The organism is Paenibacillus taichungensis (genome assembly GCF_003287275.1).
Taxonomy (GTDB): domain Bacteria; phylum Bacillota; class Bacilli; order Paenibacillales; family Paenibacillaceae; genus Paenibacillus; species Paenibacillus taichungensis_A.
Window position 1 is genome coordinate 62,979 of the sequence record NZ_QEVW01000003.1, and the last position, 13,476, is coordinate 76,454.

Annotated in this window: 12 protein-coding genes; all 12 read left to right on the forward strand. The window is 46.4% G+C overall.

Annotated features, from left to right (window positions below):
- Positions 1-242: 242 nt before the first annotated feature.
- The 12 genes from panB to DC345_RS03860 all read left to right on the forward strand — a co-directional run bounded on the left by panB (position 243) and on the right by DC345_RS03860 (position 13,406).
- Positions 243-1,118, forward strand: coding sequence for a 3-methyl-2-oxobutanoate hydroxymethyltransferase (panB, locus tag DC345_RS03805; protein ID WP_113051970.1), 876 nt, complete (start codon positions 243-245; stop codon positions 1,116-1,118).
- Positions 1,115-2,011 carry a pantoate--beta-alanine ligase gene (gene panC, locus DC345_RS03810; RefSeq protein WP_113051971.1) on the forward strand — a complete coding sequence of 299 codons (897 nt, stop codon included), beginning with the start codon at positions 1,115-1,117 and terminating at the stop codon, positions 2,009-2,011. The genes panB and panC overlap by 4 nt, the downstream gene beginning before the upstream one ends.
- Positions 2,004-2,387: an aspartate 1-decarboxylase gene (gene panD, locus DC345_RS03815; RefSeq protein ID WP_024630626.1), complete on the forward strand. Its 384-nt coding sequence runs from the start codon at positions 2,004-2,006 to the stop codon at positions 2,385-2,387. Before panC ends, panD begins: the two co-directional genes overlap by 8 nt.
- A gap of 117 nt (positions 2,388-2,504) precedes the next feature.
- Entirely contained in the window at positions 2,505-3,128 is a 624-nt protein-coding gene (locus tag DC345_RS03820) for a tetratricopeptide repeat protein (protein ID WP_258530546.1), read from the forward strand.
- A 142-nt stretch (positions 3,129-3,270) separates the two neighbouring features.
- On the forward strand, positions 3,271-6,132 hold the full coding sequence (gene dinG, locus DC345_RS03825; RefSeq protein ID WP_113051973.1) for an ATP-dependent DNA helicase DinG: 2,862 nt from the start codon (positions 3,271-3,273) through the stop codon (positions 6,130-6,132).
- Positions 6,133-6,366: 234 nt separating this feature from the next.
- Positions 6,367-7,020, forward strand: coding sequence for a redox-sensing transcriptional repressor Rex (locus tag DC345_RS03830; protein WP_094936985.1), 654 nt, complete (start codon positions 6,367-6,369; stop codon positions 7,018-7,020).
- Entirely contained in the window at positions 7,007-8,311 is a 1,305-nt protein-coding gene (locus DC345_RS03835) for an amidohydrolase (RefSeq protein WP_113051974.1), read from the forward strand. The genes DC345_RS03830 and DC345_RS03835 overlap by 14 nt, the downstream gene beginning before the upstream one ends.
- 41 nt (positions 8,312-8,352) lie before the next feature.
- On the forward strand, positions 8,353-8,883 hold the full coding sequence (locus DC345_RS03840; RefSeq protein ID WP_063566799.1) for a cell wall elongation regulator TseB-like domain-containing protein: 531 nt from the start codon (positions 8,353-8,355) through the stop codon (positions 8,881-8,883).
- A gap of 292 nt (positions 8,884-9,175) precedes the next feature.
- The gene (locus DC345_RS03845; RefSeq protein WP_063566800.1) at positions 9,176-9,703 is read left to right on the forward strand and encodes a hypothetical protein; all 528 of its coding nucleotides are present in this window, start codon (positions 9,176-9,178) and stop codon (positions 9,701-9,703) included.
- Complete coding sequence (locus DC345_RS03850) at positions 9,696-11,198, forward strand: AAA family ATPase (protein ID WP_076288964.1); 1,503 nt, start codon at positions 9,696-9,698, stop codon at positions 11,196-11,198. The genes DC345_RS03845 and DC345_RS03850 overlap by 8 nt, the downstream gene beginning before the upstream one ends.
- A gap of 133 nt (positions 11,199-11,331) precedes the next feature.
- Positions 11,332-12,204, forward strand: a complete 873-nt coding sequence (locus tag DC345_RS03855; RefSeq protein ID WP_063566802.1) for a 3-hydroxyacyl-CoA dehydrogenase family protein — start codon at positions 11,332-11,334, stop codon at positions 12,202-12,204.
- The gene (locus DC345_RS03860; protein WP_076288965.1) at positions 12,201-13,406 is read left to right on the forward strand and encodes an acetate/propionate family kinase; all 1,206 of its coding nucleotides are present in this window, start codon (positions 12,201-12,203) and stop codon (positions 13,404-13,406) included. The genes DC345_RS03855 and DC345_RS03860 overlap by 4 nt, the downstream gene beginning before the upstream one ends.
- The last annotated feature ends 70 nt before the right edge of the window (positions 13,407-13,476 follow it).

The window sequence follows — 13,476 nt, forward strand, 5'->3', positions numbered from 1 at the left end:
GCTAATGCAGACCGAATTGCACTCCGGCAATAGTATGCTTTGTTCTGCTTTTAAAATGTTGTAGTGACAAGGCAGGAATGGTAGTAAAGTGAGTTGTTGGATTCTGCTCTGAGCCGAAGAGGACCGAGACAGAAGGGACGATCGCAAGTGACTCTTTTTTGACTTTTCGGGACTTTTTAGTGGAAACTAAAAGGTTTTTTTGTTGCGTTTAAATTGAAAAGATGAGAGGAGCCATGACGAAAATGGCAAACAAACAAGCATTGAATATTGTGAAAATGAAAAAATATAAGCAGGACGGCGTGCCGCTTAGCATGATAACAGCTTACGACTATCCAACAGCCCAGTTGGCCGAGGAAGCAGGTATCGATCTAATTCTGGTTGGTGATTCACTGGGAAATGTGGTATTGGGTTATAACTCCACCTTGCCTGTTACGATTGACGATATGGTGTACCATACACGCTCTGTAGTACGTGGTGCGGGAAATACGTTTATCGTGGCTGATATGCCCTTCATGACGTATCATGGCAGCTTGGACGAGACGCTCAAAGGGGTTCGTCGCCTCATGCAGGAAGGTCATGCACAAGCGGTCAAGATGGAGGGCGGTCTCGAAATTGCGGATACGGTAAAAGCGGTTGTGCAAGCCGGTGTACCTGTACTTGGACATATCGGGCTTACACCACAATCCGTGAATCAAATTGGCGGTTATCGTATTCAGGGTAAGGATGCTGCAGATGCCAAACGGCTGATGGACGAAGCCAAGGCCCTTGAAGCAGCCGGAGCTTTCGGCATTGTACTCGAACTGGTTACGGAAGAAGTGGCAAGAGCCATCTCGGAAGAACTTTCTATTCCAACGATTGGTATTGGCGCAGGTAGAGGGTGTGATGGTCAGGTACTGGTATTCCATGATGTGGTTCAGTATGCTTCCCCGTACACGCCAAAACGCTTTGTGAAATCGTATGGAGACGTAGGTACATTGATTCGCAATAGCATCGAGTCTTATGTGAAAGAAGTCAAGGATCGCTCATTCCCGGCAGAAGAGCATGTATTTACCGCCGCTGACGGCGTTCTGGATCAATTGTATGGACATCGCAAAGAAAAGGTGGAGACGAGCGTATGAAAGTGATACGGACAATCGCAGAATTAAGACAAGAACTCAGCTTGAAACGTCAGTCGATTCAGTCCAGAGAGTCGGTTGTGGGACTCGTGCCTACGATGGGATTTCTTCATGAAGGCCATGCAAGTTTGATGCAAGCGGCCAAACAACAGAGTGATATCGTGGTTTTGAGCATATTTGTAAATCCCATTCAATTCGGTCCAAATGAGGACTTTGACAGTTATCCTAGGGATGAAGCCAGGGATGTGGAAACTGCACGAGCAAAAGGGGTGGATATCGTATTTATTCCCTCTGTTGAGGAGATGTATCCACAGCCTACACAAACGACCGTATCGGTTTCCCGTTTAACGGATCGCTTGTGTGGTGCTTCTCGTCCGGGGCATTTTGACGGGGTGACTACGGTCGTCTCGAAGCTGTTTAACATTGTACAACCGCAGCGTGCATTTTTTGGCATGAAGGATGCACAGCAGGTAGCTGTAATCCAGCAGATGGTTAACGATTTGAACATGGCGGTTGAGGTTGTGCCTTGCCCTATCATCCGTGAAAGTGATGGCTTGGCACTTAGTTCGCGCAACGTGTACCTTAGCACAGAACAGCGTGAGGAAGCTCTTGTCCTGTCCAAGGCACTGCGTGAGGCACAGGAAGCTGTAGATGCAGGGAAAGCGATGACAGCAGCGGATATCCGCGTTATATTGCGTCAGAACATTGAACGTTCACCAATGGCTGTAATTGATTATGCTGAAATTCAGGCTTTTCCAAGTCTGGAGCCACTTGCGGATCAGGAACAAGTTCAAGGACGTGACGATCTGTTGATCGCACTGGCAGTAAAATTCGGCAAAACAAGATTGATTGACAACATAAGGCTGCAAAAGTCGGAGGTGCTTTCCCATGTTTAGAACACTAATGAAATCCAAAATTCACCGGGCAACCGTTACAGAAGCAAACCTGAACTATGTGGGTAGCATTACCATTGATGAAGATTTAATGGAAACTTCCGATCTGATGGAAAATGAGAAAGTGCAAATTGTGAATAACAACAATGGTGCACGTCTGGAAACCTATGTCATTCCAGGTCCGCGTGGAAGTGGAGTGATCTGCTTGAACGGAGCAGCAGCACGTCTGGTACAGCCAGGGGATACAGTCATTATCATTTCATATGCGATGATGTCTCAAGAAGAGGCAAATAATCACAAGCCTACCGTTGTCTTTGTGGATGGACAGAATAAACCTGTGCAAACGATGAAGCATGAGGTTCATGCTACGATTATGTAATCGACTGGTAAGGGGAATGAAATCGACCCATTCTACAAAAAATGAGTACAGGTCACTGCACTAATCCATTTTTTCAAGGGTGGGGATGCATCGATGTTCCAGCATGTTTTCGCAGAAATGAACGACATGTTAGATGAAATTATCAAGCGCTACCCTTCTGCTGAAGGCCTAAGCAAACAGGAATTGCTGCAAAAGTGGAATTTGCTGAAGCGGATGAGTGACGGGATGATTGATGAGTGGCTGATGTTTGAAGAAAAAATGAGCCAGGTGAGGGAAAGGGAACTGGAGAAGCCCGCTTCTCTTGAGCCTGAACAGGAAGCAGTTACCGCACTGCCGGAACTGCATCTGGAGTGTTTCAGTCGCGGTCAGGGATATTTCAAACTGCAAATGTACCCGCAGGCGATTATGCAATTTTCTAGGGTTGTGACCGACTATCCGGAAAGTGCATTAACTCGTTTTTACCTGGCTCTTGCTCATCTTAACCTGGAACAAACTGAGGAAGCAGGAATACACTTGCAACGGATAATGCATCTGAATGGTTCGCCGAGATTGAAAGGACTGGTATGTAACGTCCTGGGCTGTATCGAGGCCAAGCTTGAAAACCCTGATGGTGCATGTTCACTGTTTGCGCAGGCGCTTCAGTATGACCCAACGTTGACCGAACCGCTGTATAACATGGAAGCCTGTCGATTAAACAGCGGAAAATTGCAATATGCAAATCAGCTGACTGCCTTAAATTAAGGGCTATTCGGCGGCATAAAGACGGTGTTCCCTCCTCTGGCATAGCGGCGGGGACACCGCCTTTTTTGTCAGTTAATTTTCAAATGCCCTTTTTTTTGCTATGCTGTAACATAGACTGGAATGGAAGGGACCGTACATTGCAATGAAATTTGCCGTATTGGATTTCGAAACAACCGGCACGCAGTCCGACGGTGAGATAATACAGGCCGGACTTGCCATCATAGATCATGACTACAGCATAACTCAAATATATAGTTCTTATGTGAACCCAGGTGTACCGATTCCTCCGTTTATTACGGGGTTGACCGGTATTACGAATGAAGATGTGGCGGATGCTCCCTCATTGGAAGAGATGATGATGGAGATGGTTCCGCTGCTTGACGATGTTGTTCTTGTTGGACACAATGTTGCCTTTGATTTTCATTTTCTTCAAAATGCACTCGATCGATGCGGTTATCTGCCATTTACCGGACGGATTCTGGATACGATTGATTTCCTGAAGATCACGTTTCCGTCACTGGGGTCTTATCAACTCGGTTATGTGTCTTCGGAATTCGGGTTTCAGCATGACCGCCCTCATCAGGCAGACAGTGATGCTCTTGCGACAGCTTTTGTACTACTGAAGTGTCTCGATGAGCTGCGTGCATTGCCTCTGATCACAATTCAGCGCCTCAGTGACCTGTTTGCACCGGAAGACAGTGACTTGGGTTGGTTCTTTGATGGAATGCGTACTGAGAAGGAAGCAGAGCCGATTCAGGATCTGGATGGTCATACGTATTACCGCCAGCTCGCCCTGAACGTGAGTGACTGGACCGATATAGGCTCACCACGCGATGAGCGAGAAGGCAATCCGCTGGAAGGCGTAAGTTTTGAACAGTTCATGGATCAGGTTAGAGATAACCTGAAGGAGACGCTGGACCATTATGAGGAGCGTGAGGCTCAAACTCAGATGTTCAGCAGTGTACGACAAGCTTTGGATGAAGAGAAACATCTCTTGATCGAAGCTGGAACAGGTACGGGTAAATCACTGGGGTATTTGCTGCCTGCCATCTATGAAAGTGTGAAACAGGAACAGAAAGTCATGGTCAGCACACATACCATCAACCTGCAGGAGCAATTGAGAGAGCGGGATATTCCTATGCTGACTCAGGTGGTTCCTTTCCCGTTCAAGGCAGCGGTGTTCAAAGGACGTGGGCACTATCTGTGTCTGCGTAAGTTTGAGCACAAAATCAATAAACGTGAATTCGCTACACCGAAAGAGGATTATTTTACAGCGGCTCAGATGACTGTCTGGCTTACTCAGACGGAGACTGGGGACGATGAGGAGCTTAATCTAAGCGGGCGTGGAGGAGACTTCTGGGAGACGGTACAGAGCGAGTCTGAGTCCTGTCTTGGACGTTCCTGTCCTTGGTTCCGCAAATGTTTCTATCACCGGGCCAAACATGAAGCCGGGCTGTCGGATATCGTCATTACGAATCACTCGAAATTATTTACGGATGTCAAAGCAGCACATCAGCTGCTGCCCGCCTACGAAAGTCTCGTCATCGATGAAGCACATCATCTGGAGGACGTAGCAGGTAAGCATCTTGGTCTTCATATGAAATATTTCACGTTGGTTCATACACTGACCCGACTGTTTAAAGATAGCCGTAATGGCCAACTGCCGATGCTTCGTTCTCAATTGTCGGGTCATGAAAATTCGGTACAGTGGGGCTCCATGATTGATCAGATGTTCCCGCTTGCCGTCGAAGTCAAAGAGATGTGGGATCGATTAAGTGATACATTGTTTGGCCTGCTGCCTGAACGCAGCGATGCTTCTCCAGGCGAGACAGGACAATTCTCCCTTCGACTGAAGCCTTCGCAAAAACCAGCCAAATGGCAGGAATTGCAGGATGCTGAAAATCAAATTTATGTCACTCTAGGTGATTTGATTCGTAAAGGCGACAAGCTGCTGCTTGAAGTGAAAGAGGATCAGGATGATTATCAGTCCGATAGTCTGATTACAGATATCTCAGGTCTGCTCAAGGACTTGGCAACGATTAAGGATAATCTGCGTTTCTTCATGCGGATGGATGATGCCAATACGGTGTACTGGATGGAGGCCAGCGGTCAGTTCCGTAGTAAATCACTGCAACTCTATGCTGTTCCTGTCGATGTCAGTGCACAATTGAAAGATATGTTCTTTGATAAAAAGAAAAGCGTTGTGCTTACATCGGCTACGCTCTCTGTAGACAAGTCATTTCAATTCATGATCGAACAGCTGGGCTTGCAGGAAGCTGCCGAGAATAACCGCCTGTTAACGTCCATGCTGCCGTCACCGTTTAATTATCGAGAACAGGCGTTGCTCGTCATTCCGCGTGATTTCCCAAGCGTGAAGGGCAGTGTAGGCGATGCCCACTTTGTGGATATGCTCGTGCACTCGCTCGCGGAAACGGCTATTGCCACTCGTGGACGCATGATGGTGTTGTTCACCTCCTATCGCATGCTGCGCCAGGTCTATGACCCACTCAAGGAGGCCTTGTCAGGTAATGATATCTCTTTGCTTGGGCAAGGGGTGGACAGTGGCAGCCGTTCCAAGCTTACACGCCGCTTCCAAGATGCGAAAGCGACGGTACTTCTTGGCACAAGCAGCTTCTGGGAAGGGGTAGACATTCCCGGGGAGGCTCTGACCTGTCTCGCGATTGTCAGACTGCCGTTCCAGCCACCGAATCATCCGTTAGTCGAAGCGAAGAGCGAGCTTTTGCAGCAGCAGAAGAAAAACCCGTTTATGAAGCTGTCCGTGCCACAAGCCGTCATCCGTTTCAAACAGGGATTTGGCAGACTGGTTCGTACAGGTAAAGACAGAGGCATTGTGATTGTATACGATACACGCGTTATTGAAGCATATTATGGCAAGTACTTTTTATATTCATTACCTGGTCCCAAAATGGAGCATATGCTCACAGAGCAGATGGTTCCACGCATCTCGGAATGGCTCGAGAGACCGACCGAAGAGCAACAATAACAGATACGTTCTGTAGCTTCCATTATTGCAAGACGCCAGTAGTTGGCGGTAAAATTAAGTAATATCATTTATTCGTTTCGTGGATATGCGAGTAAAGCAATTAAAGGAATTAAAGCAATTATCCATTATATAACAATGAGTATCCTGTTTAACTCAGTAATTTTTTTGCTCGTTTTAACAGGGTGCTCATCTTTTTCATCTATCTATCGTGGCCTTGGTAAGGGGGAGCAATGAATGAAATCAGATAAAATTTCGGAAGCCGTGGTGCGTAGATTGCCTGTGTACTTGCGTTATTTGAATGAACTGCATCAGCGCGAAGTCAATACGGTTTCTTCACAAGAACTTGGACTGAGGCTGGATTTGAATCCTGCCCAGATTCGTAAAGACCTGGCTTACTTTGGTGACTTTGGTCGTAAAGGGATTGGGTATGACGTATCATATCTTATCGAGAAAATCCGTCATATTTTGAAAATAGACCAGCAGATTAATGTGGCTCTTGTCGGAGCGGGTAATTTGGGACATGCCTTGTCTAATTACAATGCCTATCTCAAAGACAACATGAAGATCGTCGCTGTATTTGATGCCTTCGGTCCGAAGATTGGGAGCCAAATCAACAGTTTGACGGTACAACCGATGAATGAATTAACGGATTCGGTCAAAAAAGATAACATTCGTATAGGAATTATCACGGTTCCTGATACGGAAGCCCAAAATGTAGCAGATCAGCTGATTGAGTCAGGAATTGAAGCGATTCTGAATTTTGCGCCAACGATCCTGAAGACTCCGCCGCATATTCGTATTCATCATGCCGATTTTACGACGGATCTGCTTAGCCTGGCTTATTACTTGGAGAATGGAAAGGACGACGAGGAAGATGACGACAAATAGATGGGTAATTCACAACGGCAAATTTGCCGTGAGTGAGGGTACGAAATGGAACGTGATTCAAGGTTTTATGGTTGTTGAGAATGACAAGATTGTGCATATTGGTGAGACATTGCCGGAAGGAGACGAAAGTCTGACAAAAGTGGACGGAAAAGGACTGTTCTTCTTGCCGGGTCTGATCAATACGCATGGTCACGCGGCCATGTCTCTCCTGAGAGGCCATGGAGACGATTTGGCGTTACAAGTATGGTTACAGGAGAAAATGTGGCCAATGGAGGCCAAAATGACGTCTGAAGACGTATATTGGGGCACATCTCTATCCGTTCTTGAAATGTTGAAAGGCGGAACAACAGCTTTCCTGGATATGTATGATCATATGGATCAGGTGGCGAAAGTGGTGGAACAATCCGGCGTTCGGGCTGCTCTGGCACGTGGGGTAATCGGACTTTGCTCAGAAGAAGAACAACTGCGTAAGCTGGAAGAGTCCGCAGCATTTGCTCGTCAATGGAATGGACAGGCAGACGGAAGAATTACAACCGTAATCTCTCCACACGCCCCTTACACTTGCCCTCCGGATTACATAGAGAAGCTGGTACAGGTTGCTCATGACCTGAATCTGCCTTTGCATACGCATATGTCTGAAACGCTTCGTGAAGTGGAGCAGAACGTGGCTGATTACGGACTGCGTCCGGTTGCACATCTGGAGAAACTAGGATTTTTCTCCCGTCCATCTCTGGTTGCACATGCGGTACATCTGAATGATGAAGAGATCGAGATTCTCGCTAAGCATGATGTAGCAGTTTCCCACAATCCAGGCAGTAACCTGAAATTGGCTTCAGGTGTTGCACGTGTACCTGATCTGTTGAAAGCAGGCGTAACCGTGTCCCTGGGAACAGACGGACCAGCAAGTAACAATAACTTGGATATGTTTGAAGAAATGAGACTGGCTGCGTTAATTCATAAAGGGGTATCAGGTGACCCTACTGCAGTACCAGCAGGGGAAGCACTTTTGCTTGGAACTTCGTATGGTGCCAAATCCATATTCCTGAATAATACAGGTGCTCTGCAAGTTGGCATGAAGGCTGACTTCATCGCGTTGAACATCGAACAAGCCCATTTCTATCCGCATACGGATCTGATTTCCCATACAGTCTACTCGGCATCGGCCAAAGATGTGGAGCATGTGTGGGTGGATGGTAAACAAGTGGTTAAACATGGCGAATGTCTTACAATGGATGAAGAGCGCATTCTGCGTGAGTCTCAGCTGGCATTTGACAGTTTGCTTGCCCGATAATTACAAGGACAGCATCGTCATAGGGAAAGGAAGTTCGGCTTTTGAAGAAAAAAAAGAAGTGGATATGGATTTCGCTGCTGCTCCTGGTTCTGATTCTGTTTGGACTTCAGCGTTATTATGTCTATGTTACCCAGGATCAGCGCAAGGAAGAGGCGTTGGCCATACAGGCGGCCCAGGAACAGCTGGGGATTACGTCCCACGAAGAGCTGCGTAAGTATGTCTGGGGGCAAAAAGACGGCGGAGACAACATATACTGGACCCTGATCGGCAAAAATAAGGATAACCAGGATGTCATGGTATGGATCAAGTTTGATGAGAATAATAAACCTGTGACGGGAACCAATGCGGTGCACGGTGAACTGTTAAAGAACGGCATGAATGAAGCTCAGATTCGAAATCGGTTCAGCTCTGAAGTTCCGGGTGGAGAGATCAAGCGCATTATGCCAGGTGTTGTGAATGGGATCTATGTATGGCAAGTGTATTATAACGATGATACTCACAACTATTATCGATTTTACCGCTTCAGCAACGGGGAACAGGTGGACCTGGTCTATACAATACCGAACAGCTAGAATTAGCAGACGTGTTATCGTCTGAAAAGAATACATTAAAGAACCGGCAGACGGAAACCCGACTGAACCGGTTCTTTGACGTATTTTCTTGATCATTTTGGATTTGAATAGTTAAAATTCATATTTTCGCCTTAGATATTGTATATACGATGTGATATACTCAAATATGTATTCAAGGATACATCATACACAAATAAATCCTGTTAGGCACATCACAGGACATTACGTACACATATTTATATTCTTGCCTACAAGTTATAGGATGGGCCAAAATTTAGGAGGGGTAACTCACTTGAAGATAAAAGTATTGCCTATTGCTCTGACTGCCGTCATTTCAGCCGTTGTGTTGTTTGGAGGTTGGTTTGTGTATCGTCATGTGGCTGTGCAAAGCCCAATTGAAAAGATGGTTACCCAGTACGATGGAGTCAATGATGTTCAATTAACTATTAACCGCAATGATGTACAGTTGAAACTCGATCTGCAGCCGGATGTTGATCTGGGCAGGTTGGTACAATATATTCACAAAGAAGGACAGACCCTGATCGGCACTCGTTCGTTGAAGCTGGATGTCGTGGATCATTCCAACGAAGCGCTGGAGAGCTGGTGGGGAAGCGCGATGTTTACTGTAGCTCAAGCGATGGAGAACAAGCAATACACCGAGATTACACCGACCTTGTCTAAAATGGCTACAAATGGGATCAAGGTAAATACAGCCATGGATGACAATAATGTATATGTCAGTCTCAGAGATGGAGATGCCAGCAAGTTTATCATTCTGCCGCGTGTGCCCGGTCAGATAGGAGTGTGGCCTAATGCCTAAATGGACGAAAGAAATTGCCATTGGATTTGTACCCGTATTAATAATCTTTCTCGCTTTTATCGGTGTAAACATGATTCCCATTCTGATTGCTGCAATGCTTGTGGGTGCTCTGCTGCTTATGATGCAAATGCGTGGCGGAATTACGGTGGGAGCAGGTCAGGAACGTAAACGCAAGAAAAAAGGACCTTCCAAGCTGACTTTTGAAGAAATCGGTGGTCAGGAGAGTGCCAAGCAGGAACTGAGAGAAGCGCTTGATTTTCTCATTCGACATGAAGAAATTCAGAAGTTTGGTATTCGTCCTTTGAAAGGTATTCTGCTTACTGGTCCTCCAGGAACAGGTAAAACCTTGATGGCCAAAGCTGCTGCTCATTATACCGACTCTGTTTTTGTAGCTGCTTCAGGCAGTGAGTTTGTTGAGATGTATGTTGGTGTAGGTGCAGGCAGAATACGGGATTTATTCCGTGATGCAAGGACACGTGCTGCTAAAGAAAATAAGGAAAATGCCATTATATTTATCGATGAAATTGATGTGATCGGTGGAAAACGGGAAGGCGGACAACAGCGTGAATATGATCAGACGCTGAATCAGCTGTTGACGGAGATGGATGGCATATACTCTTCTGACACACCGCGCATCCTCGTGATCGCCGCTACGAACCGTAAAGAAATGCTGGACAGCGCGTTGACACGTCCAGGACGCTTTGACCGTCATATTCAGGTAGACTTGCCGGATAAGAAAGGCAGAAAACACATACTGGAGCTGCATGCGGTCAATAAACCTCTTTTGGAAGGGGTCAGCCTTGAGAAGACAGCAGAGGAATCCTATGGTTTTTCTGGAGCACAACTGGAAAGCGTGATGAACGAAGCCGCAATTTACGCGATGAGGGATGGGCTGCCCAACATTGAACAGCGTCATCTGTCCCTTGCGATTGATAAAGTAATGATGGGTGAGAAGACAGACCGCGAATCCAGCGTAGAAGAGAAGAAAAGAGTGGCTATTCATGAATTGGGACATGCCATCATGGCTGAACTAGTTCGTCCTGGCAGTGTGAGTCAGGTTGCACTGAGCCCGCGTGGACAGGCCCTGGGATATGTACGTCATAACCCGCAACAAGAGCAATTTCTATACACGAAGCGTTTCCTTGAAGAGCAAATCATGATTGCCCTCGGAGGTGCAGCAGCGGAGGAAATGTATTACGGTGGCCGCAGTACAGGATCACGCAATGACTTTGAACAAGCAACGAATGTGGTACAGACGATGATGGCTTCCGGGCTCACAACGTTGGGTATTGTTAACATGGATATGGTAACTACGGAAGAATTAATGCGGGAGAACAAATTGATCCTGCAAGACCTGATGGAACAGACCAAGCGATTGCTTGAAGAACAGCGGACAATTTTCGACAATTCCCTCGACACGCTGCTCAGGGAAGAAGTATTGTCTGGCGATCAATTTCGTTGTCAATTTCGTGACAGCGCCCTTCTACCGGCATAATTTATTTATGTCGGTTATTTTTTTTTACATTTCAGTCGTGCTAAGATATTATTATATGTTGGGTCGAAATTTGTAATTTTCGGCGAACAGGGTACAATAGAGAAATAGAGAACCGAAAGGATGGAGCAGAACCATGTTTTTCAAAAAGATAGGAGTTGTCGGCGGCGGCACGATGGGGCAAGGTATTTCCCAGATGCTTGCAGCCAAAGGACTTGATGTGCTTCTGGTAGAACACACAACGGAGAAGCTGGATCATGCATATAACATGATTGAAACCAACCTCGATAAACAACTGGAGAAATGGGCTATTACGAAGGCAGAGAAGAAATTGATTCTCTCCCGTATTACCAAAGTTGCTCATCTGGCTGAACTCGGAACTTGCGATATGGTCATTGAGACTATTTCTGAAGATCTGGAAGCGAAAAAAGCGGTATTCAGTCAACTTGACCAGGTTTGCCCAAGCAACGTAATTCTTGCAAGTAATACATCCACGCTGAGTTTGACTGAGCTTGCAAGCTCAACCAAATACCCAGAGCGTGTTATTGGTATGCACTTTATTCACCCGGTTTCCCGGGTTGATCTTGTAGAGATTATTCGTGGTCTGAAAACATCTGATTCCACTTTTGCAGAAACTAGACGTTTTGTAGAAGAAGTAGCGGACAAAAAAGGCGTTATGATCTATGAATCACCTGGATTTGTTACGTCTAGACTGATTTGTCTTTTGATCAACGAAGCATTGCATGTACTGCAGGAAGGTGTCGCATCCGCTGAAGATATTGATGACGCTATGCGTATCGGATACAATTTCCAGCACGGACCGCTTGAGATGGCAGACCGTTTCGGATTGGATTCAGTAGAAGCTGCACTCGAAAGAATGTTCCGTGAATTCGGTGAATTGAAATATCGTCCTTCCACAGTCCTGAAGAAAATGGTACGTGCAGGACACCTGGGTGTCAAAACAGGCGAAGGATTCTTCAAGTACGACAAGGATGGTGACCGGCTGTGAAAGTACTCGTAATTAATGCGGGGAGTTCCTCGCTCAAATATCAATTGTATAACATGACGGATGAATCGGTATTGGCCAAAGGGCTGGTAGAGCGGATCGGGATGGACTCTTCCATTCTGACTCATAAACCGACCGGCCGTGAGGATGTTACGGAAGTTAGTGAAATTCTCGAACATACTACAGCTATTCGTAAAGTTATTGACATCCTGACAGACAAAGAAAATGGTGTGCTTGGTTCCGTTGATGAAATTCAGGCTGTTGGACATCGTGTAGTTCACGGTGGTGAAGCATTTAAGGAATCAGCCTTGGTTGATGATGCTTCCAAAGCAGAAATTCGCCGTCTGTTCGATCTGGCTCCACTGCATAACCCTGCAGCAATGATGGGTATTCGTGCGGCTGAATCCAATATGCCAGGGGTACCACAGGTCATGGTCTTTGATACGGCTTTCCATCAAACGATGCCGGAAAAAGCATATCTGTATGCCATTCCACGTGTGCTTTACAAAAAGTATAAAGTGCGTCGTTATGGAGCACATGGTACTTCCCATGATTACGTAAGCAAGGCAGCAGCTGAATATCTGGATCGTCCATTGGAAGATCTGAAGATCATCACATGCCATGTTGGTAATGGTGGTAGCGTAACAGCTGTACAGGGCGGCGTATCCGTGGACACGTCCATGGGCATGACACCACTCGAAGGATTGATGATGGGAACACGTAGTGGTGACCTGGATCCGGCCATTGTGCCTTATGTGATGAACAAGGAAGAACTGAGCGTGAGCGAAGTAAACTCCATGTTGAATAAACATAGTGGACTTCTTGCAATCTCCGGCATCAGCAGCGACATGCGTGAAATCACGGAAGGTATGGAGGCTGGCGATGCTAACTCCACGCTTGCATTCGAGATGTACGAATATCGCTTGCGTAAATACATCGGTTCTTATGCAGCAGCAATGAACGGTGTAGACGTGATCGTATTTACGGCTGGTGTGGGTGAAAACTCCGTTGTTCTTCGCCAAAAAGTATGTGAGCAACTCACGTACCTGGGTGTTGAACTGGATGAAGCTCTGAATGCAATTCGCTCTGGAGAACCACGCCGCATCACAACAGCGAATTCCAAAGTGGACGTTCTAGTAGTTCCTACGAACGAAGAATTGGTGATTGCAAGAGATACACACCGAATCGTATTGAATTCTCTGTAATCTAATTGTAAAGTGAATATAGCATGACAAGGAAGTGCAGGGGACAGGCATATAGCCTGCCCGCTGCATT

Bases quoted from the DNA above. Each gene is read 5' to 3' on its own strand.
- panD (WP_024630626.1), top strand. From the start codon at position 2,004: ATGTTTAGAACACTAATGAAATCCAAAATTCACCGGGCAACCGTTACA.
- DC345_RS03850 (WP_076288964.1), top strand. From the start codon at position 9,696: ATGCCTAAATGGACGAAAGAAATTGCCATTGGATTTGTACCCGTATTA.
- panC (WP_113051971.1), top strand. From the start codon at position 1,115: ATGAAAGTGATACGGACAATCGCAGAATTAAGACAAGAACTCAGCTTG.
- dinG (WP_113051973.1), top strand. From the start codon at position 3,271: ATGAAATTTGCCGTATTGGATTTCGAAACAACCGGCACGCAGTCCGAC.
- DC345_RS03835 (WP_113051974.1), top strand. From the start codon at position 7,007: ATGACGACAAATAGATGGGTAATTCACAACGGCAAATTTGCCGTGAGT.
- DC345_RS03820 (WP_258530546.1), top strand. From the start codon at position 2,505: ATGAACGACATGTTAGATGAAATTATCAAGCGCTACCCTTCTGCTGAA.
- panB (WP_113051970.1), top strand. From the start codon at position 243: ATGGCAAACAAACAAGCATTGAATATTGTGAAAATGAAAAAATATAAG.
- DC345_RS03830 (WP_094936985.1), top strand. From the start codon at position 6,367: ATGAAATCAGATAAAATTTCGGAAGCCGTGGTGCGTAGATTGCCTGTG.
- DC345_RS03855 (WP_063566802.1), top strand. From the start codon at position 11,332: ATGTTTTTCAAAAAGATAGGAGTTGTCGGCGGCGGCACGATGGGGCAA.